Annotated in this window: 25 protein-coding genes and 2 tRNA genes; 18 read left to right on the top strand and 9 right to left on the bottom strand. The window is 64.3% G+C overall.

Going from position 1 to position 23,511, the window contains the following annotated elements:
* Nucleotide 1 precedes the first annotated feature (1 nt).
* The 5 genes from ACE3SL_RS05045 (at nucleotide 2) to ACE3SL_RS05025 (ending at nucleotide 3,686) form a co-directional block, all read left to right on the top strand.
* Nucleotides 2–301, top strand: a complete 300-nt coding sequence (locus tag ACE3SL_RS05045; RefSeq protein WP_374524667.1) for a hypothetical protein — start codon at nucleotides 2–4, stop codon at nucleotides 299–301.
* On the top strand, nucleotides 298–1,764 hold the full coding sequence (gene gatB / locus ACE3SL_RS05040) for an Asp-tRNA(Asn)/Glu-tRNA(Gln) amidotransferase subunit GatB (protein WP_374524666.1): 1,467 nt from the start codon (nucleotides 298–300) through the stop codon (nucleotides 1,762–1,764). Before ACE3SL_RS05045 ends, gatB begins: the two co-directional genes overlap by 4 nt.
* 86 nt (nucleotides 1,765–1,850) lie before the next feature.
* A complete protein-coding gene (locus tag ACE3SL_RS05035) occupies nucleotides 1,851–2,336 on the top strand; it encodes a hypothetical protein (protein ID WP_374524665.1) in 486 nt (161 codons plus the stop codon).
* A gap of 76 nt (nucleotides 2,337–2,412) precedes the next feature.
* On the top strand, nucleotides 2,413–2,877 hold the full coding sequence (locus ACE3SL_RS05030) for a hypothetical protein (protein WP_374524664.1): 465 nt from the start codon (nucleotides 2,413–2,415) through the stop codon (nucleotides 2,875–2,877).
* Nucleotides 2,874–3,686 carry a hypothetical protein gene (locus ACE3SL_RS05025; protein WP_374524663.1) on the top strand — a complete coding sequence of 271 codons (813 nt, stop codon included), beginning with the start codon at nucleotides 2,874–2,876 and terminating at the stop codon, nucleotides 3,684–3,686. Before ACE3SL_RS05030 ends, ACE3SL_RS05025 begins: the two co-directional genes overlap by 4 nt.
* On the opposite strand, the gene ACE3SL_RS05020 is transcribed toward ACE3SL_RS05025, so the two are convergent.
* The gene (locus ACE3SL_RS05020) at nucleotides 3,646–5,331 is read right to left on the bottom strand and encodes an amidohydrolase (protein WP_374524662.1); all 1,686 of its coding nucleotides are present in this window, start codon (nucleotides 5,329–5,331) and stop codon (nucleotides 3,646–3,648) included. The genes ACE3SL_RS05025 and ACE3SL_RS05020 overlap by 41 nt on opposite strands.
* Before the next feature lie 163 nt (nucleotides 5,332–5,494).
* On the bottom strand, nucleotides 5,495–5,692 hold the full coding sequence (locus ACE3SL_RS05015) for a hypothetical protein (protein ID WP_374524661.1): 198 nt from the start codon (nucleotides 5,690–5,692) through the stop codon (nucleotides 5,495–5,497).
* 180 nt (nucleotides 5,693–5,872) lie between these two features.
* Here ACE3SL_RS05015 and ACE3SL_RS05010 point away from each other — a divergent pair.
* Nucleotides 5,873–5,957: transfer RNA gene (locus ACE3SL_RS05010), tRNA-Leu, on the top strand.
* A gap of 103 nt (nucleotides 5,958–6,060) precedes the next feature.
* Entirely contained in the window at nucleotides 6,061–7,647 is a 1,587-nt protein-coding gene (gene tig / locus ACE3SL_RS05005) for a trigger factor (RefSeq protein WP_374524660.1), read from the top strand.
* 129 nt (nucleotides 7,648–7,776) lie between these two features.
* Here the strand turns inward: tig and ACE3SL_RS05000 are convergent, their stop codons facing one another.
* Nucleotides 7,777–8,394: a DNA-3-methyladenine glycosylase gene (locus ACE3SL_RS05000; protein ID WP_374524659.1), complete on the bottom strand. Its 618-nt coding sequence runs from the start codon at nucleotides 8,392–8,394 to the stop codon at nucleotides 7,777–7,779.
* Nucleotides 8,395–8,495: 101 nt separating this feature from the next.
* On the opposite strand from ACE3SL_RS05000, the gene ACE3SL_RS04995 reads away from it, so the two are divergent.
* Entirely contained in the window at nucleotides 8,496–8,813 is a 318-nt protein-coding gene (locus tag ACE3SL_RS04995) for a 2Fe-2S iron-sulfur cluster-binding protein (protein ID WP_374524658.1), read from the top strand.
* A 112-nt stretch (nucleotides 8,814–8,925) separates the two neighbouring features.
* Here the strand turns inward: ACE3SL_RS04995 and rlmB are convergent, their stop codons facing one another.
* Entirely contained in the window at nucleotides 8,926–9,693 is a 768-nt protein-coding gene (gene rlmB / locus ACE3SL_RS04990; protein ID WP_374524657.1) for a 23S rRNA (guanosine(2251)-2'-O)-methyltransferase RlmB, read from the bottom strand.
* A gap of 342 nt (nucleotides 9,694–10,035) precedes the next feature.
* On the opposite strand from rlmB, the gene ACE3SL_RS04985 reads away from it, so the two are divergent.
* The 4 genes from ACE3SL_RS04985 (at nucleotide 10,036) to ACE3SL_RS04970 (ending at nucleotide 14,798) form a co-directional block, all read left to right on the top strand.
* Nucleotides 10,036–10,121, top strand: a tRNA-Tyr gene (locus ACE3SL_RS04985).
* Between the two features lie 196 nt (nucleotides 10,122–10,317).
* Nucleotides 10,318–11,529 carry a tyrosine-type recombinase/integrase gene (locus ACE3SL_RS04980; RefSeq protein ID WP_374524656.1) on the top strand — a complete coding sequence of 404 codons (1,212 nt, stop codon included), beginning with the start codon at nucleotides 10,318–10,320 and terminating at the stop codon, nucleotides 11,527–11,529.
* Between the two features lie 424 nt (nucleotides 11,530–11,953).
* Nucleotides 11,954–13,753: a ParB/RepB/Spo0J family partition protein gene (locus tag ACE3SL_RS04975; RefSeq protein WP_374524655.1), complete on the top strand. Its 1,800-nt coding sequence runs from the start codon at nucleotides 11,954–11,956 to the stop codon at nucleotides 13,751–13,753.
* A 721-nt stretch (nucleotides 13,754–14,474) separates the two neighbouring features.
* Entirely contained in the window at nucleotides 14,475–14,798 is a 324-nt protein-coding gene (locus ACE3SL_RS04970) for a DUF736 domain-containing protein (RefSeq protein WP_374524654.1), read from the top strand.
* Between the two features lie 55 nt (nucleotides 14,799–14,853).
* Here ACE3SL_RS04970 and ACE3SL_RS04965 read toward each other — a convergent pair whose 3' ends face one another.
* Nucleotides 14,854–15,054, bottom strand: a complete 201-nt coding sequence (locus ACE3SL_RS04965; RefSeq protein ID WP_374524653.1) for a helix-turn-helix transcriptional regulator — start codon at nucleotides 15,052–15,054, stop codon at nucleotides 14,854–14,856.
* Nucleotides 15,055–15,626: 572 nt separating this feature from the next.
* On the opposite strand from ACE3SL_RS04965, the gene ACE3SL_RS04960 reads away from it, so the two are divergent.
* The 4 genes from ACE3SL_RS04960 (at nucleotide 15,627) to ACE3SL_RS04945 (ending at nucleotide 18,299) form a co-directional block, all read left to right on the top strand.
* Nucleotides 15,627–16,520, top strand: coding sequence for an ArdC family protein (locus ACE3SL_RS04960; RefSeq protein WP_374524652.1), 894 nt, complete (start codon nucleotides 15,627–15,629; stop codon nucleotides 16,518–16,520).
* Nucleotides 16,517–16,765 carry a sigma factor-like helix-turn-helix DNA-binding protein gene (locus ACE3SL_RS04955; protein WP_374524651.1) on the top strand — a complete coding sequence of 83 codons (249 nt, stop codon included), beginning with the start codon at nucleotides 16,517–16,519 and terminating at the stop codon, nucleotides 16,763–16,765. The genes ACE3SL_RS04960 and ACE3SL_RS04955 overlap by 4 nt, the downstream gene beginning before the upstream one ends.
* Before the next feature lie 61 nt (nucleotides 16,766–16,826).
* The gene (locus ACE3SL_RS04950) at nucleotides 16,827–17,756 is read left to right on the top strand and encodes a HEPN domain-containing protein (protein ID WP_374524650.1); all 930 of its coding nucleotides are present in this window, start codon (nucleotides 16,827–16,829) and stop codon (nucleotides 17,754–17,756) included.
* A 117-nt stretch (nucleotides 17,757–17,873) separates the two neighbouring features.
* Nucleotides 17,874–18,299, top strand: a complete 426-nt coding sequence (locus ACE3SL_RS04945) for a MucR family transcriptional regulator (protein WP_374524649.1) — start codon at nucleotides 17,874–17,876, stop codon at nucleotides 18,297–18,299.
* A gap of 6 nt (nucleotides 18,300–18,305) precedes the next feature.
* Here ACE3SL_RS04945 and ACE3SL_RS04940 read toward each other — a convergent pair whose 3' ends face one another.
* From ACE3SL_RS04940 to ACE3SL_RS04930, 3 genes are all read right to left on the bottom strand, one after another.
* On the bottom strand, nucleotides 18,306–18,566 hold the full coding sequence (locus tag ACE3SL_RS04940) for an excalibur calcium-binding domain-containing protein (protein ID WP_374524648.1): 261 nt from the start codon (nucleotides 18,564–18,566) through the stop codon (nucleotides 18,306–18,308).
* Nucleotides 18,567–18,685: 119 nt separating this feature from the next.
* Complete coding sequence (locus ACE3SL_RS04935) at nucleotides 18,686–18,901, bottom strand: conjugal transfer protein TraD (RefSeq protein WP_374524647.1); 216 nt, start codon at nucleotides 18,899–18,901, stop codon at nucleotides 18,686–18,688.
* A gap of 16 nt (nucleotides 18,902–18,917) precedes the next feature.
* Complete coding sequence (locus ACE3SL_RS04930; RefSeq protein WP_374524646.1) at nucleotides 18,918–19,241, bottom strand: conjugal transfer protein TraD; 324 nt, start codon at nucleotides 19,239–19,241, stop codon at nucleotides 18,918–18,920.
* A gap of 173 nt (nucleotides 19,242–19,414) precedes the next feature.
* On the opposite strand from ACE3SL_RS04930, the gene traA reads away from it, so the two are divergent.
* Together traA and ACE3SL_RS04920 are read left to right on the top strand one after the other, a co-directional pair.
* Nucleotides 19,415–22,399: a Ti-type conjugative transfer relaxase TraA gene (gene traA / locus ACE3SL_RS04925; protein ID WP_374524645.1), complete on the top strand. Its 2,985-nt coding sequence runs from the start codon at nucleotides 19,415–19,417 to the stop codon at nucleotides 22,397–22,399.
* 9 nt (nucleotides 22,400–22,408) lie between these two features.
* Nucleotides 22,409–22,867: a hypothetical protein gene (locus tag ACE3SL_RS04920; protein WP_374524644.1), complete on the top strand. Its 459-nt coding sequence runs from the start codon at nucleotides 22,409–22,411 to the stop codon at nucleotides 22,865–22,867.
* 108 nt (nucleotides 22,868–22,975) lie between these two features.
* Here the strand turns inward: ACE3SL_RS04920 and ACE3SL_RS04915 are convergent.
* The coding region (locus tag ACE3SL_RS04915) for a transposase (protein ID WP_374524643.1) at nucleotides 22,976–23,511 on the bottom strand (536 nt) is incomplete at its 5' end.

Raw genomic sequence — 23,511 nt, 5'->3', positions numbered from 1 at the left:
GATGACCCCGGTCGTCGTCATACCCGTCTACGGATGGGGTTTCTTGGAAACTATCGACGGCGAATTGGCAGACCCTTTCGAGATCAATATTTCGGAAACGGGCGTGAATGTCGGGCAGCCGGGATTGGGCTGGCGTGGCAAGGTCAGCCAAGCGGGCCATAAATATGACGGCATGACCGTCTCCATGCACCCTCGCCATGTCGAGTGGACCGGAGTCGTGGTGTTGGACGTGACAAGCGGTGGAGCGACGATTTACAACGGCTTCGCCCATACCGAAGGTTTGGAGTGCAACTGGAAATGAGCGACTATCGCATCAAGGGCGAAACCGGCGAGTGGGAGGTCGTGATCGGCCTCGAGGTCCATGCGCAGGTCACCTCCAACGCCAAATTGTTCTCGGGCGCCGCGACGGCGTTCGGGGCGGAGCCGAATACGCAGGTGAGCCTCGTGGACGCGGCCATGCCGGGGATGCTGCCGGTGCCGAACCGCGAGTGCATCCGTCAGGCGGTGCGCACGGGGATGGCGATCGAGGCCGAGATCAACAGATGGTCGCGGTTCGACCGCAAGAATTATTTCTACGCCGATCTGCCGCAGGGCTATCAGATTTCGCAGCTTTATCATCCGCTTGTTGGCGAAGGTTCGCTGACGATCGAGGAAGATGAAAAGGCGGGGATTGCTGAGGCCAAGCGCATCGGGATCGAGCGCATCCATGTCGAGCAGGACGCGGGCAAGCTGATGCACGACCAGCATCCGACGATGAGCTATGTCGATCTCAACCGCAGCGGCGTCGCGCTGATGGAAATCGTCTCGCGCCCCGACATGCGTTCGCCCGCAGAAGCCGGAGCCTATGTGCGCAAGCTGCGCTCGATCCTGCGCTATGTCGGATCGTGCGACGGCAATATGGAAGAGGGCTCGATGCGCGCCGACGTGAACGTCAGCGTCCGCAAACCCGGCGACGCATTCGGGACGCGCACCGAAACGAAGAACGTCAATTCGGTGCGCTTCGTCATGGCGGTGATCGAGGGCGAGGCGAAGCGTCAGGTCGAGCTGATCGAAAGCGGCGGCACGGTGGTTCAGGAAACGCGCCTTTACGATCCCGACCGGAACGAGACGCGCTCGATGCGGTCGAAGGAAGATGCGCATGATTACCGCTACTTCCCCGATCCCGATCTGCTGCCGCTCATACTCGACGATGCGTTTCTGGCGGAATGCCGCGAGTCCTTGCCCGAACTGCCCGACGCCAAGCGCGCGCGTTACCTGAGCGAAGGGATTTCGGCGTATAACGCCGATGTGCTGACCGCCGAGGTCGAGAGCGCGCTGTGGTTCGACACGCTGCTCGAAACCGGCGCGAAGCCCGCTGCGGCGGCGAACTGGGTGACGAGCGAGCTGTTCGGAGCGCTCAACCGGCTCGGCAGGAGCTTCGAGGATTGCCCGGTCGCTCCGGCGCAGGCGGGCGAATTGCTCGGCCTCGTCGCCGACGGCACGATTTCGGGGACGATCGCCAAGCAGGTGTTCGAGAAGATGCTCGAAACCGGCGATGGCGCGGCGGCGATCGTCGATCGCGAGGGCCTCAAGCAGACCAGCGACACCGGCGCGATCGAGGCCGAGATCGCCAAGGTGCTCGCCGCCAATGCCGACAAGGTCGAGCAGTATAGGGGCGGCAAGGAAGCGCTGTTCGGCTTCTTCGTCGGTCAGACGATGAAGGCGATGCAGGGCAAGGCGAACCCGCAGGTCGTAAACGAGCTCTTGAAAAAGGCGCTTGCCTGATCGCGCGTGATCCGGTTCACAGCGAATTCAGGCACTTCGATGTCATTGGCATGGAAACAGTGCGGACATGACACGAAGGGTGGACGATGATGAAGCGGTTCCTGGCTCCGGTCGGTGGCGTTCTGGCTCTGGCGCTCTGTAGCGTCGCAAGCGCGGCGGGCGCGCCCGCGGTGAGCGATGGTTATGACTGGACGATGCGCGTCAATGACGAGGAGCGCACGCAAAGCGCGATCCTCGCCTATGAGGTCGCCGATACCGACGATCAGCCGTTGGCGCTGAGCTGCGAAGAGGGCGGAGGCCGCATCTTCGCGAGCATCACCGGCGGCGATCCCGAACTGACCATGATCGAACTCGCGTCGGGCGACGCGCGGCTGGCGCTCAAGGGCACGACCGATGCCGAGGAAATGCCCTATTTCTCCTCCGAGGAGATTGCAGGCGGATCGCCGCTGATCCGCGCCTTTGCCGCGAATGGCTGGCTGCGGCTGACCGCGTCGGGCGAAACGACCGACATGGCCGCGACCGCGAAGGGGAAGGACGCGATCACGCGCTTCGTGCGTTTCTGTAACGGCTGAGGCGCGCGAATATCGCTCTTGCGGAACGCAAGACGTCGGCGCATCAAGGCCCCGGGGCAGGAGGCCGGGGGCGACGATGAGGGCGTTTTTTGTTGCCGGGTTGGCGGTGCCGCTGCTGTGCGCCGCGCCTGCGGCGGCGCGGGACTATTATTATTTCAACAAGCCCGGGGTCGATCGCCAGGCCTATCTCGACGACCGGCTGACCTGCGACGCGCTGGCGGGCGGTGTCGCACGCCTTTCGACCAACACCGACGCGATCGATCGGCAAATCTGGAATGATAAAAATCTGACGACCGGCCAGTCGGCTATGGCGGCGGGAATCGCGACGCTGATGATCGCGCTGCTCGATGGCGGCACGAACCGGCGGCTGCAATGGCAGGTCGAGCGCATCTGCCTCGCCGACAAGGGCTATCGCCGCTTCGAGATGGACAAGGCCGAATGGAAGGCGATCGAGAAGACCGACGATACCGCTGAGCGCATCGACAAATGGTTCGCGCTCGCGGCGAGCGAAGCGCCCGAAGGCAAGGAAATGTACGAATGATGGGGAAGAGGAGCGGCCTGCCGTTCGCGGCGGCGCTGATGCTGATCGCGCCCGCGGCGGATGCGAAGATCAAGTCGGCGGAGGAGATGAAGGCAGGGAAAGCCTATCTTCTTGTCCAGGTCGATCCGGTCGAGGTGAAGATTCTGGGGACCAGCCATGTCACCACCGGCATCCTGTTCGCACCCTATGACCCTGCGACGAAGCAGGTGCGTCCGGGAATCGTGGCGCTGAAGGACCCGGTCGAAAAAGACGCGAAACGGCGCCTCTATCTGATCGAGATCGATCCCGGGACGTGGGTGATCGCGGGTACGGGGGCGAGCGGTGCGTCGCTGGGATCGGCCGACACGAGTTTTTCGCTCGGCAGCTATCATTTCGAAGCGAAGGCGGGCGAACTCGTCGACCTTGGCGTCTTCGAGCCGAAGCGCGAAGAGTCCGACAATCCGGACACCAAGATGAACGCCGTGAAGCTTTTGGGTGGCCCGCTGTTTGGCGGGCGGGTGGAACCCGTGCCGAACCGGCTCGATATCAGGCCGCGCGGCGAGAGCGATGTCGCGGTGCCCGGATGGCTGGCGACGAAGCCGCTGGTCCATCCTGCTTTCGTCTATGGCGGAACCTTCGGCAACAGCGTTGGCGGGCTCGTCAATCGCATTGACGGCAAGCAGGGGCGCGGCCGCGCGGCCGGAGAAGCCGCTTATCTGTCGAAGCCGGGCCAACCGAAAGTCGAGCCGGCGGCCGCGCCTGTTCCCGAAGCGCCGGCGCCTGAAACGCCTAGCGCCGAGGCGCCTGCCACACCGTCTTCCCCTCCTTGATCGTTTCAAGGACGCGGATGTCCCTGATCCCGTCAACGGGCGTTTTCAGGGGATTCTTGTCGAGGATCACGAAGTCGGCGAGCAGGCCGGGCTTGATCCGGCCCTTGCGGTTTTCCTCGAACGCTTGCCAGGCGGGGCCGGTGGTGAGCGCTTCGAGCGCTTCATAGGCGCCGAGCCGTTCGTCCGGCCCGCTGACCACGCCGGTCGGTGAAACGCGCGCCATCGAGGTCCAGAGCATGAAGCGCGTATCGAGCGGCGTGACGCTGTAATCGCTGTGGTTCGACGGGGTCAGTCCCGCCGCCCGCGCCGACTTGAGCGGGCTGATGAAATCGACGACCTCCTTGGGGAAATTGGTGCGGTGGACGTCGGCCCAGTACCAGGCATGGTTGGAGAAATAGGACGGCCCGACCCCGATGCGCTTGTAGTCGGCGAGCTGGTCGCGGCGCTGGAACTGCGAGTGGATGACGATCGGGCGGCGGTCGTCGGCGGCCTTGATCCCGGCGGCGTCGAAGCCCCTGATCGCCATGTCGATCGCCGCGTCGCCGTTGGCGTGGACGAAGATCTGCCAGCCGCGGCCGGTGACCTTTTTGGCAAGCTGGTTGAAGGCATCCTGATCCATCGCCGGGGCGCCGTGCCAGGGATGGCTGCCGTCGGGGGCGCCGCGCGCATAGTCGCGGGTGAAATAGCCGGTGCGCGCCTGCACCGATCCGTCGAGGATGACCTTGATCCCCTGCAATTTCACATGGCCGTCATATTCGCCGAAGCGGATATCGGGCCGCGCGAGCAGCGCGTCGAGCCCGGTGTAGAGCGGCAGCAGCGCGAGATCGATCTTGAGATGCTCGCGTGCCGCGGAACTCGTGAAGAAGGCGAGGTCGGCGGGCATCGTCGCGCCGTCCTGCGCGTGGGTATAGCCTTCCGCAAAATAGCGCTGCTGCGCTGCTTCGAGCCGCGCGAGCTTCTGTTCGGGCGTAAGCTGCGGCATCGCGGCGAGCATCAGGAAGGTCGATTTTTCGAGCAGCGCGCCGTTCAGATGGCCGTCGGAGTCGCGCAGCATCATGCCCCCCGGCGGCGGCTGGCTGGCGTCGGTGAGCTTGGCGGCGGCGAGCGCGGCGCTGTTCGCGACGAGCGCATGGAGCGACTGGTGCAGCACGACGATCTTGCGGTCCGCCGCCACGGCGTCGAGCTCGGCGCGGGTGATGTGGCGCTTCTCGGCCAGGCTTTCGTTGTCATATTGCCAGACGATCACCCAGCCGCCCTTCGGGATCGCCTTGCGCGCGATATAGTCGCGGATGACGCCCTGTAGCGAGGCGATGTCGGTCACCGGGGGCAGCGTCTTGTCCCAGAGGTCGAGGCCGTCCGCCATCTGCATCGCCACCGCGAAGTGCGAATGGGCGTCGACGAAGCCGGGGAGCATCGTCGCGCCTTTTAGGTCGCGAATCGCCGCATCCTTCCCCGCGGCGTTGCGCGCGGCCCTGACGTCGCCGGCGAAGGCGATGCAGTCGCCCTTCGTCACCACGGCTTCGACCAGATGCGGCGTGCCGCCGTCCATCGTGATGATCGTGCCGCCGCGATAGAGGGTGGTGTCTTGGGCGGCAGCGGGCGTGGCGATCAGCAACAGCGCGGCGAGCGTGGCGATGGACTTCATGTGTTTCTCCCTCGCCCGATGCCGTGGCGGGGAAGGGGGGAGGAGGTCAAGTCTCCCTTTGCAACCCATCCTTCGTCATTCCCGCGAAAGCGGGAACCCAGCGTGGGGTCAGCCGATGCACGCTCTGGGTTCCCGCTTTCGCGGGAACGACGAAAGGGGGGTATCAAATCTGCTGCGGCGGCACCTCGCTGGGGCCGCGGCCGGGCTGGTCGATGTCGCCGCCGCCGGGCCCGCCGGGGATTTCCTGCGGCTGGCCTGCCGGGTCTTCGAGCGGGGTCGGCTGCACCGGCTTTTCGGGCGGCGACTGCGGTTCGATCGTGTCGGGCTTCGGCTTGGGAAGCGGGTCGGGGGCGGCGGTCATGGTCATTCTCCTCGATTCCCCAACGAACGGGCGCGGGGCATGTTCCGCCTCCCGCATTCGGGGCGGAAAAGGCGGCTTTGTGCCCTTGCCCTTGGCCGCGTCTCTGCTATAGCCCCGCGCGGCCCGCACGGGCGTGCGCGGCAGCGCGCGATTTCGTGCACCCGGCCGAAAGCTTCTCAAGCGGGCGTGGCGGAATTGGTAGACGCGCTGGTTTTAGGTACCAGTATCGCAAGATGTGGGGGTTCGAGTCCCTTCGCCCGCACCACCTTCGCGAACAGCAGGCCGGGGAGCCGCAGGCCGGGACTGGGAACTCCGCCATGGGGCGGGGGTTCGGATACGAGATTTTGAGCAAGGATAAGATCAAGGCAATGAAGACCGTCGAAACGCTGAACGAAGGCCTGAAGCGCGAATATCGCCTGACCATCACCGCGAAGGACATCGATGCGCGCGTCGATGACGAAGTGAAGGCGATCGCGCCGACCGTGCGGATGCCCGGCTTCCGCCCCGGCAAGGTTCCGCCGAACCTCATCCGCAAGATGCACGCCGACGCGCTGTCGGCCGACGCGCTCAACAAGGCGATCGACCAGGGCGTCCAGAAGCTGATGGCCGACAACAAGCTGCGCCCCGCGCTGCAGCCCGCGGTCGCGCTCGAGGATGGTTATGAGCGCGGCAAGGATGCCGAGCTGACCGTCAGCCTCGAAGTGCTGCCCGACATCGCGGCGCCGTCGATCGACGGGCTGAAGCTCGAGCGGCTGACCGTTCCCGCCGACGACAAGGCGGTGATGGCGAAGATCGAGGAATTCGCCGCGCAGATGAAGCGTTTCGAGGAAGCGCCGAAGACGAAGAAGGCCGCGACCGGCGATCAGGTGATCATCGACTTCGCCGGCAGCGTCGACGGCGTCGCCTTCGACGGCGGCACGGGCGAGGATATGGCGGTCGAGATCGGTTCGGGCCAGCTCATCCCCGGTTTCGAGGACCAGCTCGTCGGGGTGAAGACCGGCGACGAGAAGGTGCTGAAGGTCACGTTTCCCGATGAATATCCGGTCGAGAATCTGAAGGGCAAGCCCGCCGAATTCGCCATCACGGTCAAGGAGCTGAAGGTTCCGGCCGAAGCCAAGATCGACGACGAGTTCGCGAAGTCGCTCGGCCTCGAAAGCCTCGACAAGCTCAAGGAGCTGATGAAGGATCAGGTCGAGCAGGAACTGAACGGCCTGACCCGCACCTATATGAAGCGCAAGCTGCTCGACCAGCTCGCCGCCGCGCATGACTTCGACGTGCCGCCGACGATGGTCGAGGCCGAGTTCGGCCAGATCTGGCAGCAGCTCGAGCATGAGGCGAGCCACGAGGAAGACCCCGAGGCGGCGAAGGCCGAACTCGAAAAGGATCGCGACGAATATCGCTCGATCGCGGTGCGCCGCGTCCGCCTCGGCCTGCTCCTCTCGGAAATCGGCCAGGCACATGGCGTGCAGGTGTCACAGCAGGAAATGCAGCGCCTGATCATGCAGGCGGCGCAGCAGTACCGCCCCGAGGACCGCCAGCGCTTCGTCGAATATGTCCAGCAGGACGCGCTCGCCGCCGCGCAGCTGCGCGCCCCGCTCTATGAGGACAAGGTCGTCGACTTCCTGTTCGAGAAGGCCGAGATCAGCGACCGCGAAGTGACGCGCGAAGAGATCGAGGCGGCGATCGAGGCCGATGACGATCATGTCCACGGCCCTGGCTGTGGCCACGACCATGACCACGACCACAAGCCCGCCAAAAAGGCCGCTGCTGCGAAGAAGCCAGCCGCCAAGAAGGACGTGGTGAAGGAAGAGGCCAAGGCCGAGGACGCGCCCGCCAAGAAGGCCCCCGCGAAGAAGGCCGCGGCTCCCAAGGCCGAAGCCCCGAAGGCCGAAGCTAGCGAAAAGCCGGCTGCTGCCAAGAAGGCTCCGGCCAAGAAGGCGGCGGCGAAGAAATAAGCCTCTTCGCTTCGCAAGAGATCAAAAGGCCGGGTGGAGGATGCTCCGCCCGGCCTTTTTGTATTTTCCGTAGATACTGGGTTTCCGCTTTCGCGGGAATGACGAGGGGAGGAGGCCGGTGCCGCACCTCTAAATCACGTCCATATTATAGCAATGCCAGCTGAAGATCGCCGCCGCGCCCCGGTGCGGGCGCCAGTGTTCGGCGAGTGCGCGGACCTGTTTTTCGCTCGGCCGCGCGTCCAGCCCGAGGATGCGGCCGACCGCTTCCTGCACCGCAAGGTCGCCCGCGGGCCAGATGTCGGGGCGGCCCTCCGCGAACAGCAGGTAGATCTCCGCCGACCAGCGACCGATGCCCTTGACCTTGGTGAGCAGGGCGATCGCTTCCTCGTCGTCGGCGGGGAGGGCATCGAAATCGAGTTCGCCGTCGAGCACGAGCTGCGCGAGGCTCTTGGCATAGCCCTGTTTTTGCCCCGACAGGCCGCAGGCGCGCAGTGCGTCGAACTCGGCCGCGGCCATGACCTCGGCGGGACATCCCGCGCCGAACGCCGCCTCCAGCTTGTTCCAGATCGAATTGGCGGCGGCGACGCTCACCTGCTGGCCGACGATGGTACGGAGCAGGGTGGTATAGCCGCGCTCGCGGATGCGCGGCGGCGGATAGCCGGCATTGCCGAGCGCGCGCGCGAAATTGGCATCGATCGCGGCGATGGCGTCGATTCCGGCATTGAGCTGATCCTGGCCGAAGCTCATCGCAATATTCTCCTTTTGTTCCCAGGGCTGTCATTAGCAACGCTTGATTTGGCGCGCAACGCGCGACATAGCGCCTGCGACAAGAAACTATGGGGATGAGCATGGCCAAGCTGATTGTGGTGACGCGCGATGGAAACGAGCATGAGATCGAGGGCGACACGAGCCTGACCGTGATGGAAAATATCCGCGACGCGGGCTTCGACGAACTGCTCGCGCTGTGCGGCGGCTGCTGCTCGTGCGCGACTTGCCACGTCCATGTCGAGGCGGGCGCCACCGACGCGATGCCCGCGATGAGCGAGGACGAGAACGACCTGCTCGATTCGACCACCGACCGCGACGCGACCTCGCGCCTGTCGTGCCAGATTCCGTTCAGCGACGCGCTCGATGGCCTGCGCGTGCGGATTGCTGCCGAAGATTAAACGCAGCATATCGTCATTGCGAGGAGCGTAGCGACCAAGCAATCTCCAGCTATCGGCCGCCAATCAGGGCCGATAGCTGGAGGTTGCTTCGCTGCGCTCGCAATGACGCGGGTTAGCTGCCAGATGTCGCCACCGCGTAGAGCGCGATCGCCGCGGCGTTCGAGATGTTGAGGCTCTCCATCCGCGGCGAGATCGGCAGCTTCGCCAGCACGTCGCAATGCTCCATGACGTTATGGCGCATCCCGTCGCCTTCGGACCCCAGCACCAGCGCGACCTTGCTGCCGTCGAGCGTCGAGGCGAGCGTCGTCTCGGTGTCGCCCATCAGCCCGATGCGCCAATATTGCGCCTCGGCGATCTCCTCCAGCGCGCGCGACAGGTTGACGACGCGCACCCACGGCACGCTTTCGAGCGCGCCCGACGCCGAGCGCGCGATGACGCCGCTTTCGGGCGGGCTGTGGCGGTCCTGCGTGATGATCGCGGCGGCGTCGAAGGCGGCGGCCGAACGCAGCACCGCGCCGATATTGTGCGGATCGGTGACCTGATCGAGAATCACCAGCGGCCGCTTGCTGCCGGCATCGCTTTCCGCCTGCAGCAGATCGCCGAGATAGATTTCCTCGAGCGGATCGACCTCGATCACCAGGCCCTGGTGCGGGGCGTCGCGCGCGACGAGCCGCGCGAGGTCGGCGACGTCGGCGTAGCTGATCGGAATCACCGGCGGCAGGTCGAGCTGGCCGAGCGCTTCGCGCGTGCCCCAGATGCGCTTGACGGTGCGTTCGGGGTTGGCGAGCGCGGCGAGGACGGCGTGACGGCCCCAGAAACGGACGGCCTGGCCGCGGCCGGACGGGCCCTGCGGGCGGCGGTGGCGGGAAAATTGTCTCATGCTAAGGGTCAGAACCTGATAAATGCGCGTTCGAGGCAGCAAAATGGCGAAGATATCGGGCGAAGAGGCCCGCCGGGAACAGTGGTTCTGTTGCCAAGGGCATCTTCGTTCGAGATCGAAGCCATTTTGCTGTCCCTGCGGGATTTGACCGATTTTGTCCATGGCTGCGGCGGCGCGCCTTGGAATATGTTTATATGCCTGCGGCTCGCCTTCTTGCCCTGAACAAAATCGCCTCAAACCTCGAACGCGCATTTATCAGGTTCTGACCCTAACTTTCCCACGAGCGGCATTGACAGGCAAGCCTCGTTTCGCCATTGGACCGCTTCCCAAAGCGGGCCCCAAGGACAGGTGGCCGAGTGGTTAAAGGCAGCAGACTGTAAATCTGCCCGGGTTTCCGTACGCTGGTTCGAATCCAGCCCTGTCCACCACCCTCCGGTCCGAGGGCATCCCAAAAATCCCTAGAAATGGCAGAAAACCTAGCGTATACTCGCTTGGCTCAGTCCTCTGCATCCCATTCCATATCACTGCAGCGCAGTGAAAACTGTGGGAGGAATGTGGGGATAGATTTTTTGACCTTCGAGAATCGGCCTCCCAAGTGTGGGGAGAGAATTTGGGGTTAACCCTATGAAAAAGCTTACAGCTTTGGCAATTAAGGCAGCTATGACACGTCCTGGTACATACCAAGACGGCGACGGGCTGTTTTTGAAGGTGAACAAAAGCGGTGGAGCGTATTGGCTTTTGCGTCTCCAACGTGACGGCAAGCGTCATGACATCGGCTTGGGCAGCGCCAAATTGTTATCGCTCTTGGAGGCTCGTCAAAAGGCCAACGAACTTCGCAAGGCCGTAAAGATCGATCGTCGCGATGTACTGGCGGAAAGAAAGAGCGAAGCTGCCGCCAAGGTGACATTCCGCGAGGCGGCCCGCCAATATCATATGGAAAATGCGGCGGGATGGAAAAGCGCCATCTATGCGCGGCAATGGCTTGCCAGCCTCGAGACTCACGCTTTTCCGAAATTGGGCGATGTTGCGACCGGAGGAATCGCCGCGGCGGACATCATCGATGTGCTGTTGCCGATCTGGCAGGAGATTCCCGAAACGGCGCGTCAGGTGCGCAACCGAATCTGCGTCGTCCTGGATTATTCACACGCGAAAGGCTGGCGCTCCACCGAAGCTCCCTCGGGCAACAGCAGCCTGAAAGCCGGGCGCGGACTGCCCCGCCAGGTGAAATCGCGCGAGAATCGCAAGGCGATGCCTTACAGCGCGATGCCCCACTTCATCGCGGCTTTGCATCGCAAGCCGGCATTCGGGCGGTTGGCGCTCGAGCTGTTGATTCTTACGGGCGTGCGCAGTCAGGAGGTTCGGCTCGCGACATGGTCCGAATTCGATTTGGAAGGGCGCCTCTGGACCGTTCCGGCCGATCACATGAAGCGGGGCAACGCGCACATGGTGCCGCTGTCTGACGCCGCGCTGGCGGTGCTCGCCAAAGCGAATGCCTTCCGCCTTCCTGATACCGATGTTGTTTTTCCGGGCGTAGCGGGAAAGCCGATGTCCGATATGACGCTGCTCAAAGTGCTGCGCGACATGAGCGAGCCGTTCCATGTGCATGGCTTTCGCTCCACATTCACCGACTGGGCGGCCAACGAAGACTTCGCCGACGCCGTGGTCGAGGCCGCGCTGGCTCACAAGACACCCGACGCGGTGCAGGCAGCCTATCGCCGTACAACTTATCTCGGCACACCAGCGCAGCCGGGCGCGCGTGTCAGGCTGATGGAGGCGTGGGGTAACTATTGTGCCGGCGGCGTCGTCGCACCGGAAAATACGGCTTCGCCGGCCTAAACTGAGCTCGGCGTCAATTGAGCGCACACTGGCGGCGGCAGGCTGCCGCCAGAGGTCGCACGTTTGCTTGGGTTGCCGCGCAGCGCTCTTGGCTCGCTGTTCTTGGCGGAGCGGCGGCTAAGCACATCTGCGCACGCACGCCGCCCCGCCTGCGGCTTCGCCAAGGGCGCGTCTGTTATCCGATATTGACGCCGCGCTGACCGCACGGCGGCGTTGCTGGTGGCCGGCCATGGACAGCGTGTCGTTCGGCGCACGGCTATGGGGCCGCTCGGACGGTGCGCAAGCCGCCGCTGCGCGTTGGCTCCTCCATTGCATTGCGGCCCTGCGGGTGCGCGCCGTCCTTTGGCGCGGTCCCGTCGCCTTTTCTCGCCGCCCGCCCCGCCGTCCGGGGCCGGGTGTGGTTGAAGAGAGAAGTAAGAAAGTCATGAAGCTGGATTTCATCGAACTGGGCAACCTGTCCATCGCGACCGCCAACATGCGCGGGAAGGGGAGGGACCCCGATGTCGCAGACCTTATGCCGAGCATCCGCGCACGCGGGGTGCTGGTCCCGCTGCTTGTCCGGCCTAACCCCATCCCGAGCGGCGTCGAGGGATGTGCGGAAGGCCGTTACGAGATCGTCGCAGGGCGTCGGCGCTTTACCGCCGTCAATGCCGTCGCGCGCGAGGGCGGGGCGGTCCGGCCCATTCCCTGTGCCATTCTCGACGAGGGCGACGATGCCGATGCGCTCGAAGCGTCGATGCTCGAAAATCTCGCGCGGGTGCAGCCCGACGAGGTCAGTCAGTGGGAAGCGTTCGTCGCGCTCGTCAAGGCGGGGCGGTCGGTCGAGGAGGTCGCGGACAGCTTCGGGTTCGAGCCGCGTGCAGTGAAGCGTATCCTTGCTCTCGGCAACCTGCTCCCCCGCATTCGCAGCCTCTATCGCGGCGGTGATATCGATGCGGGTACGGTGTGTCACCTGACACTCGCATCGAAGAGCCAGCAGAAATCGTGGCTGGCGCTGTTCGACGATCAAGGGGCTTATTGCCCGACTGGCCATCAGCTGAAAGCGTGGCTGTTCGGCGGAACGGCCATCGCGGTGAAGCACGCGCTGTTCGACACTGAGGAAGCAAAGCTCGCGACCGTGTCCGACCTGTTCGGCGAGGACAGCTTCTTTGCCGACGCCGATGCTTTCTGGTCGGCGCAGATGGCGGCCATCGAGGCGCGCAAGGCAGACTATCTCGCAGCGGGATGGTCCGATGTCGTCATCATGGCCCGCGGCGACTGGTTCCGGTCGTGGGATTATGCCCATGCGGGCAAGCGCAAGGGCGGCCGCATCTATGTCGAGGTTCGCGAGAGCGGCGAGGTGAGCTTCCACGAAGGCTTCGTCACCACCAAGGAAGCGAAGCGGCTTTCGGGCGGCGGCGGGAGCGGCGAGGGTGATACCGTCCTTGCCAAGCCGGTGCGTCCCGAGGTGTCGGGCCCGCTCAATGCCTATATCGATCTTCATCGCCATGCGGCAGTGCGCGCCGATCTGGCAGGCCATGGCGGCGTCGCGCTACGGGCGATGCTCGCGCATGTCATTGCGGGGGCCGACCTGTGGCGCGTCGATGTCGAGGGCCAGCGGGCGCCGAAGGAAGATATCGCTGAGAGCGTGGAGACATCTTCGGCCGAAACGGCGTTCGACCGCAAGCGCCGCGCGGTGCTTGGCGTTCTCGGATTCGACGAGGAAGCGCCGACCGTCACGGGAAGGCCGCTCAGCCGTCCCCCTTTTGCCCCGCTGTTCGCGCGCCTTCTGGACCTTCCCGATCCGGTGGTGCTGGAAATCGTGGCGATCGTCATGGGCGAGACGTTGCAGGCGGGAAGCGAGGCTGTGGAGATGATCGGTCTCCATCTCGGCACCGACATGCGCCAGCACTGGCGAGCGGACGCGGCCTTCTTCGACCAGCTTCGCGACCGCGAAGTGCTGCTCGCCATCGTCGGCGAGGTTGCGGGGCAGGAGGTTGCAGCAGCCAACGCCGGTGAGAAGGGCAAGGCTTTGAAGGCTATCGTTGCCGATTGCCTTGAAGGCGCGAACGGTCGGACCAAGGCCGAGCCGTGGGTGCCGCAGTGGATGGCGTTTCCGCCTTCGGCCTACACCTCGCGGGGCGGGGTCGGCAGCGTCAAATCGGCGCGGCGGGTCGCGCATGAGCTTGCGGTGCCTGCAGCGCATGAACCCGCTGCCGAGGACGAGCAGCCTTTGGCAGCATGAGAAGACGGCGGGCGGCTTCGGTCGCCCGCCTCATTTTTCCCGGGCGCAAAATGACACGCCGGCCTCGGGCCGGCGCGGCGTTTCTGATTTTGGCGCGCCGCCGCCGCAAGCGGCGACGGCCCGCGGTTCAGCCAAAGAAAGAGGCGACGCGAAGTTGCCTTCGCGCCGCCCATACGAGGATGCTGCATCCTTCGCCCCACCATCCTGACTTGCCGGGGTCGCTAATCGCCAAGCCCGGACGGAAGTTGGCGAGCCCGATAATATCGGTTCTGACCCTAGGATTGTACGAAAACGCCAAATCGCATGCCTTGGAAGTGTTTTCTTGCCGCCCGGTATAAGCCGATGGGAGGGCGGACTGCGAACTCGGGCGCGGCGTATCTGATCGCAGCCACAGTCCGCGGTTAGATCGCTTTTTTCACTCAAGTTCCGGCGTTTGATCGTTCGCGCCGATACCGCGGGATCGCTCCACCTGTTCTGCAAAACCATCCCGGCGACGGGCGAGTTGACCTGCACCGGCGCGGCGCCCCGCGAAAGCGCGGCGGCGCGATTATTTCCCCGCCGGCTCTGCCGGCTCCTCGCGGCCGCTTCGCTTCAAATAATCGCGCCGCCGCACTCCTCCGCTGCGCTTCGGCCCTGACGGGTTCGCGGCACGCCTCATGCGCCGGTTCCTGGTCCGCCCATGCCGCAGGGATGGTCCCGCGGTACTTCAAGGAGACGATCAATGGCAGCAATCGGCTTTGTGAACGGCACCATCGAAACGGGTTTCGTGGGCCAGCTCAAGACTCTTTCGATCCGGGCCGCGATCGAGATCCGCACCAACCGCTCGAAGAGCGGCGACGTCCAGCCCGATTACCGGGTTTATTCCGAAGGCGTCGAGATCGGTGCCGGCTGGATCCGCGTCGGACAGGTTTCGGGCGAACCCTATGTCTCGCTGAGCCTCGCCGCTCCCGAGTTCGGGCCGCGTCGGCTCTATGCGAACCTCGGCCGCGCCGCAGGGCAAGATGGCGAGGATGGCTACGCCCTCATCTGGAACCCCGCCGACTGAGGCGGACTTCCACCCGCGCCGCGGATGCGGCGCGGGGCTTTGCCGTGTCTGGCCTTCAGGCAGCGTCGCGATTGCGCTCAAGGTCGGCGAGCGTGAACGAGACCGGATTGCGGAGCCAGAGCTCGACTTCGCCGACGCGCCAGCCGCAGCAGCGCTCGGCGAGCTTGTGCTGCGGCGGGAAGGTGCCGGCGGCGATCTTGCGATACAGGGTGGCGCGGCTGAGCCCGGTGAGATCGAGGACTTCGGTAAGCCGCATGAGACGGAGGGGAGATTGATATGCCATGCGATTTTTCTCCATATGTCGGGGGATCATATTGCGACGGGAGATCATAGAAGGGGATCGGGGCTGCCTTCGTCAACACCGCAGAAACCCGCCCTTTTTGCTATCGCAAGATGGCGTAGGGCCGTGGGCATCCATGGGCGTCCGTGGAGGTTCGCGGGCTGTATTGGCGTAGCTCGAACTTTTTTTCTCACAGCGTCTCGCAGATGACACCGCCCGAAGGGAAATGAGGCCGTCGGCGACGGCCGCGCCCGAAATGACGCGCCATAACCGGCGCGGCGATGATCTGATTCGCGTGGGACGAGGGCGCCGCTGGCGCGCATTCGGTCGCCGCGTTGCGGCGGCGTAGATGTCCCGGCACTGCGGGGACGGAGGTGGGCGTCACTCGCCTTAGCCCCGCCCGGTCGGGCCGCAACCCTGCGGGTCCTCCTCTTCGTTTCGGTCCTTCGGATGCAGCCCGCCCGATGATGCGGGTCTGCCGGCTCCTTCCTGCCGCCCACCTCCGCCCCCTTCCGGGCCGGGGTGCGGTGGCTGGAAGGAGCAAGGATATGCGCAAGGAAAGAATCGAACGGGCGAGCCTCTATTCGGAGGTCACCAACCGGATCATCGTGGAGCTCGAAGAAGGGCGGCTGCCATGGGTGCAGCCTTGGGACAGCGCGGCATGTGGATGCACCATGCCGCAAAATGCCGGAACCGCGCGGCGCTATACCGGCATTAATGTCCTGATCCTGTGGGCCGAGGTTGTCGCCAAGGGCTATGCGTCGCAGCGCTGGCTAACTTACCGGCAGGCCGAAGCCGCAGGCGGCAATGTCCGGCGCGGCGAGAAGGGCACGGTCATCTGCTATGCCGATCGCTTCACGCCCAAGGCGGAAGCCGAAGCCGCGCGCGGCGACGAACGCGAGGCGCGGCAGGTGGCGTTCCTCAAGCGCTTCGTCGTGTTCAATGTTGATCAATGTGAGGGACTGCCCGAGGCCTATATCACGCCGATGGTCAGTCCCGATCCGGTGATTGCCGTCGGCGCGGCCGATGCGCTGATCGCCGCGACCGGCGCGCGCTTCCAGATTGGCGGCGGTGAAGCCTTTTACAGCCCGAGCCATGATTTTGTGGCTGTGCCGCCGCAGGCAGCGTTTCATGAGCCGATCAACTGGTATCGGACGGCGCTGCATGAGCTTGGTCATTGGACCGGTCACGGCAGCCGTCTGGACCGCGACCAGAAGGGCGGGTTCGGATCGGACAGCTACGCGAAGGAGGAACTTGTCGCCGAGATGGCGTCGGCGTTCACCTGTGCGTCGCTCGGCATCGCGCCGACCGTTCGTCATTCCGACTATATCGCGTCATGGCTGTCGGTGCTGCGCGACGACGAAAAGGCAATCATCCGCGCCGCCAGTCAGGCGAGCAAGGCAGCTGACTTTCTATTGGCCTTTGCGGGAGCGGACCAATGAGCGCGCGCATGAACCGCGAGGACCGGCTGCGTCTCTGGCGCGCTGAGCGCGCCGTCGACCGGATGGAGGAAATGGACCGCAAGGTCTTTCTCGCCATCCGGGTCGAGGAATTGAGCTATTCCGAAATTGCCGCGCGCTTCGGCATCACCGTCGCCGACGTCGAATGGCATTTTGCCGGAAGCCTTCGCGTCCTCATGACTGCAATGGACGAAAAGGATCCATGGTGGTGGCGTTTCCGGCTGTGAGGAGCGCGCGAAGGCCGGATGGCGCTTGCCATCCGGCCATCGCAATTACAGGGTGATAACAATGAGAACCGATCTCGATCATCTTCCCGCGAACAAGCAGCGCGAACTCGAGCGCGTGAAGCAGATCATCTTCGAAGAGTTCGCCGACAGCATCGCGCTCGCGACGATGAGCTGGAAGAAGAAGGGCCGGATCGACAAGATCATCCTGTACGGCAGCTATGCGCGCGGCGGCTGGGTCGACGAGCCGCACACCGCCAAGGGCTATCGTTCGGACTTCGATCTGCTCATTATTGTCAGCGACAAGCGCCTCACCGACAAGGTCGAGTTTTGGCCCAAGATCGAGGATCGCTTGGACCGCGAGCTGGCGATCGACAAGACGCTGCACACGCCCGTCAACCTCATTATTCACACCATGCAGGAAGTGAACGACGGGCTCGCGCATGGCCGCTATTTCTTCATGGACATCGCGAAGGACGGCATCGCCCTCTACGAATATGACGACAAGGAATTGCACAAGCCCAAGCCGAAGACGCCCGATGAGGCGCTCGACATGGCGCAGGAGTATTTTGATGAGTGGATACCCGGCGCAGCGAGTTTCTTAAAAGGGTACCGCTTCTATTTGGAAGAACGAGACTGGAAGAAAGCGGCGTTTCTTCTACATCAGGGCACGGAGAGCCTCTATCACGGCGTTCTTCTGGTCTGCACCTTCTATACGCCGCATGTCCACAATCTGGGCTTTCTGCGTACCCAGGCAGAACGCCTTGATATGCGGCTCGTCGATGTTTGGCCGCGTGAATTGAAATCGGATCGCAGGCATTTCGAGAAGCTCAAGGAAGCCTATGTAAAGGCGCGTTACTCCAAGCACTACCGCATCACCGAAGAGGAACTGCGGTGGCTCGGAAAACGCGTCGAAGAACTCGGGCGGGCCGTGCACGCGATTTGTTCGGAGCGGCTTGAACAGCTTCGCCGCACGGCGGGACGGCTGCCGTAGCGCGGCGCTGATAGTTCTGTGGCGACACTTTCGCTATTTGTTTGGAATGGAATGTGGCGCTAGAGGATAGCCGAAGTGGTTAGACCTCGAAGGAAAACGCGAATGGAAGATTCCGAAATGCTGGTCACGCTGACCGCCGATATTGTCGCTGCCCACGTCAGCAACAACAGCGTCGCGATTTCGGACATCCCCCTTGTCATCCGGTCGGTCCACGAAGCGCTCGCCGGTCTGTCCTCGACGGCTGAACCGGAACCCGAGCCGCATCAACCGGCCGTGTCTGTTCGCGCGTCGGTGAAGCCCGACTACATCGTCTGTCTCGAAGACGGCAAAAAGCTCACGATGATGCGCCGCTATCTTATGACCAACTTCGGCATGACGCCTGACGAGTATCGCGCGAAGTGGAACCTGCCAAAGGACTATCCGATGGTGGCTCCTAACTATGCCGAAAAGCGCCGCGAACTGGCGAAGCAGATCGGTCTCGGCACCAAGGGGCGCGGCGGCGGCCGTAAGCCTGCCGCGCGCGGTCGCGCGAAAGCAAAATAGCGTTCTTTACTGCCCGCGATAGGGTTCGCACGCGATCCCGTCATCGTCGGCATCCAATCCATCGCGATAACCTGGCTCGCCCCGATAGAGCGGGGCCGAGCCAGCCGCGCGCGCGTCGTCGCAGCGCCGCCAATAATCGCCATCTTCAGGCGTTCGCGCGCGGGCCATTCCCGCCGCTACCGCGATGTCGCTCGCCGCCGACGCCAATTGCGTTCGCCCTTCGGGTGTCGTCGCTGTCGAGCCGACCCCGACGACCGCGCCGATCAAGCCAGCGCCGACGAAAAAATTGACGGCCGAATTCTTCGGCCGGCGCCCGCGTCGACGATGTTTCCAATGACGTGCCATGCTCCGAACATGACAGGCGAAGGTAAATGTCCGGTAGCTCCCTACGTCGCCGTAGATGTCGCATCGAACGCGCGCTTTCCCCGACGACGCCAGAGCAGCAATTGCTGCTCGCGCCCTTCGCCCCGCAGCGTCGCAGCCGCCTCGATGAGCAGCCCGAGCAAGACGGCGCGGTCGTCGCCCGTCAGTTCGATCAGATCGGCCTTGGCGACGAGGCCGCCGAGCTCGATCAGCTGGCGGGTGCGCTCGCGGCGCTTCACCTGCCACGCTCGCGTGTCATGCCGCGCCCGCTTCGCCTGCAGGCGATTGCGCGCCTGTACTGCTCGCCGGTGCCCGACACGCGTTCCCGCGAGCGCCTTTGCCAGCGCGGTCGCGGTCTCCGCGAAAGAAGGCGGCGCCGCTCTTGCGCCACGCCTCCTTTCGCGCGGCATCGGCGTCGATTGCATCGAGCAGCGCACCGGCGAGTTGCTCAATCGAGAGGGAATCGGCGCCCGTCGCGACCACCAGCTCGCCGAGCTGACCTTGCTTCTTCGTCTTGAGCGCCTTCGCCTTGTCGGTCAAAGCTTGGAGTTCGGCGTCGAAATCCCGGGGTTTGCGCATCGTCTGTCCTTCCATGTTCATGGTATCGGACGAACCAGCTATGCCGAGTCTCAACGTCGTTCAAGTAGCTGAAATCTCGTGAGAAGCTGTGATCCCGAGCGCGATGAAATCGTGTGAGGGCGCGCTTATACGTCGTGCCGACGTGCCCGTTTTGCTGTAAATGGATTGCCCTTATGGCGATCTATCATTTCTCGGCAAAAGTCATTTCCCGCGCCGCCGGCAGCAGTGCTGTCGCTGCCGCGGCCTATCGTTCGGCCGACCGGCTGCACGACGAGCGGCTCGGTCGCAGCCATGATTTCTCGAACAAGGCGGGCGTCGTTCACAGCGAAGTGCTGCTACCGGAGGGTGCGCCGGAGCAATGGTGCGACCGCGAAAAGCTCTGGAATGACGTTGAGGCAGCCGAGCTTCGCAAGGACGCGCAACTTGCCCGCGAAATCGAGTTTGCGATCCCGCGCGAGATGACCCAGGAACAGGGTATCGAGCTGGCTCGTGATTTTGTGCAAGCCGAGTTCGTCGGCCGCGGCATGATCGCCGATCTTAATGTCCATTGGGACATCGGCGCCGATGGACTCGCCAAGCCGCACGCCCATGTCATGCTGACGATGCGGGAAATCCGCGTCGGCGAGGATGGCAGCGCCGAGTTCGGCGCCAAGGTCCGCGACTGGAACCGCACCGAACTGCTGACCCACTGGCGCGAAGCCTGGGCCGATCATGTCAACGAGCGACTCGCCGCGCTCGATATCGATGCGCGGGTCGATCATCGTACGCTCGAAGCGCAAGGAATCGATCTCGAGCCGCAGCACAAGATCGGCCCGGCAGCATCGCGCATGGCGGCCGAGGGACTGGAGCCCGACCGGCTCGCCGAGCATATCGAGATCGCCCGATCGAACGGCGAGAAGATCCTTGCCGATCCCGGCATCGCGCTCGACGCGATCACGCATCGCCAGGCGACATTCACCAACCGCGACCTCGCGATGTTCGTGCACCGCCACAGCGACGGCAAGGAGCAGTTCGACGCCGTGATGTCGGCGGTCAAAACCTCTCCCGACCTGGTGGCGCTCGGCAAGGACGGGCGCGGCGATGATCGGTTCACGTCGCGATCGATGATCGAGACGGAAGAACGGCTTGAGCGGGCGACCGCCACGCTAGACGCGCGGCGTAATCATGCCGTTGCCGAGCGCCATCGCGAGCGGGCGCTGGAGCGCGCGCTTGATCGCGGTTTGCAGTTTTCCCCGGAGCAGCGCGGCGCACTGGATCATGTGACATCGCCGCGAGGCGTCAGCAACGTCATCGGCTATGCTGGAACGGGCAAGAGCGCGATGCTCGGCGTCGCCCGCGAAGCCTGGGAGGCGGCGGGCTATCGGGTGCAGGGCGCTGCGCTGTCGGGTATCGCCGCAGAAGGCCTGGAGCATGGCTCGGGCATCGCGTCGCGCACGCTCGCAAGCTTGGAACATCAGTGGGCGAACGACCGCGAACTGCTCACCGACAAGCATATCCTCGTCATCGACGAGGCGGGCATGGTCGGCACGCGCCAGCTCGAGCGTGTCGTATCGGAAGCCGAACGCCAGGGCGCGAAGGTCGTTCTTGTTGGCGACCCGGAGCAGCTGCAGGCGATCGAAGCGGGCGCGGCGTTCCGCGCCGCGGCCGAACGCCACGGTGCCGTCGAGATCATGGACATCCGCCGGCAGCAGGAGGACTGGCAGCGCGAGGCTACGCGCGAGCTCGCGACCGGACGGACCGGCGAGGCGATCGATCGCTATGCCGATGCTGGCTTTGTGCATGTCGCCGACACGCGCGAAGCCGCTCGTGCCGAACTGGTGGATGCGTGGGATCGCGATCGTCAGGCGCATCCCGATGCCAGCCGCATTATCCTCACCCACACCAATGACGAGGTCCGTGAGCTCAACGAGGCGGTGCGTGAGCGGCTGAAAACGGGCGGGGCGCTCGGCAATGAGGTTCTGCTCGCTGTCGAGCGCGGCGAGCGGCGCTTCGCATCGGGCGACCGCATCATGTTCCTCAAGAATGAGCGTGACCTCGGCGTGAAGAACGGGTCGCTCGGTAGCGTCGAAAGCGTCAGCCCTGCGCATATGGCGGTAACGCTAGACGACGGGCGACGCGCGGCGTTCGATCTGAAGGACTATGCCCATGTCGATCATGGCTATGCGGCAACCATCCACAAGGCGCAGGGCATGACGGTCGATCGCGTGCAACTTCTCGCGACGCCGGGCATGGATCGGCACGGTGCTTATGTTGCCATGTCGCGGCATCGCGAGGCGGTCGACGTCCATTATGGCAAGGATGACTTCGCCAGCCAGTCGAAGCTGGTGCGCACGCTCGGCCGCGAGCGTGGAAAGGACATGGCGAGCGACTATCGGACCAGGAGCGTTGAGACGGTGCAGCAGGCAAAGGCTGCCGAACCGAAGCGCAGCATGTTTGACGGCCTGAAGCTCACTGTCTCGCGCGAGCCGCTGCGGGAGGAGGCACCGAAGCTGCGGCGACCCGTCGGGCTGTCGGACGTCCGCGTCAGCGCCCGCGCCCTCGATACGGCCGCGGCCCCGTCGGCGCTCGACAAGGCGGTCGAGCGCTTTGCGCGGGTGACGAAGGAAATCGTCGATGTCCGGCGCGCCGGCGGGAAGGAACTGCCGCACGAGCTCGATGCCTACAGGAAGGCCCGGCAGGATCTCGATGCGCTTCGGCCTGGCGGCGGGCGCGATCTGCGCGAAGCGTTCGGGAAAAGCTACCAGCTGGCCAGCGAGGCAGCGGCAGGACGGACCACGGGCGCGATCAAGGCGATGGACAGCGCGGTCGCGGTCCGGGCCGCCGAACGTGCCGCCGAGCGCGCGACCCGCGAGCAGGTGCGGCAGGCGGCCGCGGCAAAGCGACTCGCCGCCGAGGTCGAGAAGCGCGCCGAGCTGTTCGTCGCCTCGTGGAAGAAGGAAAGCACGCAGGCGCGCAAGGCGCCAACCTATGCCGCGCGGGACGAGGCGCGCGCCAACCTCAACGACATGGCGAAGAGTCTGCACCGCGACCCACAGCTCGAGTCGCTGCTCCAAAATCGGCGCGCGGACCTTGGCCTGAAACCCTCTGCGACAGGATCATTGTCTCACGATCTCCAGCAGCATCTCGGGCGTGGACGCGGCATGGGTATCTCGATGTAAGCTGCTCCCATGACCCAGAAACCTGTCCGCACCCCGCCCGCCGCCGATGCCGCCAAAGCCTTCGAAGAGCTGCGCCATGAAATCTCCCTGCAGCGAACTGCGATCCAAGGCCTCACATCAGCGAAGGAAAAACTTCCCGACTATTTGCCCACCCTGCGCGATATCGCCGCCCGTCTCGGCGCGATCGAGGAGGACATCAAAAGCATCGACGGGAAGCCAGCGATGCAGCTCACGCCGCGAACGATCGCTATGGAGATACACGAAGCTTTGATGAGCTACCGAGCCGATGACGCCAAATCGATCGGCGAGGCACGTGACACCCTGACGCGCACATTTGGCCGCGTCGAGGGCATGATCAAGCAGCGCCGCTCGACCGACGAGCAGGACTGGTGGGTCACCTGGGCGGCAACCGGTGGTCTTTTGTTCGGATTATTCCTGGCGCTGATCGGCGTCGCAGTTTTGAATTAGCCGGCTCAAGGGTACTGTCAGCTTTGCGCCTTATTCTGTTGAAGAAGTCGCCCGGACGCTGTGCTGAGGGTGGAAGCGGACGGGACGCGAACGGCCTCCTCACCTTGATCAGGCGGTGGCGAGGTTCTGGATCGGGAAGATCTTTGCCATTTTCCGGAGGTTTTGGGCTGCGGCGGCGAGGTGGAACTCGTCACGGGCACCATTGGGACCGCGCAGGCGCAAGCGGTCCAGTTTCAGGATGCGCTTGAGGTGGGCGAACAGCATTTCGACCTTCTTCCGCTCTCTGCTCGACACAAGATAGGCGTCGGTCGTCGCGATATCGCGGGCCATGTCGCGCGCGCCTTCGTGGATCGAACGCGTGACCTTGCGAGCGGGCGCATTGGGCGTGCATTGCGGTTTTAGGGCGCAGCCTTCGCAGTCTTGCTGACGCGCTCGATAGCGGATGGAGCCGTCCTTATCGATCCCGGTCCGCGGCGTACTGAAGTTGCGATTGGACCGCCGCAACTGGTTGCCACCCGGGCAGGTGTAGCTGTCGTCGTCATGATCATAGATGAAGTCGGCCCGTTCGAAGCTACCATCATTGCGACCGGATTTTTCGAACACCGGGATATGCGGCTCGATGCCTTTCTCTTCCACCAGCCAAG

Source organism: Sphingopyxis sp. (assembly GCF_041916015.1).
Taxonomy (GTDB): Bacteria; Pseudomonadota; Alphaproteobacteria; order Sphingomonadales; family Sphingomonadaceae; genus Sphingopyxis.
The sequence above is the reverse complement of the archived record's forward strand: the minus strand, read 5'-3'. Positions and strand labels throughout refer to the sequence as shown.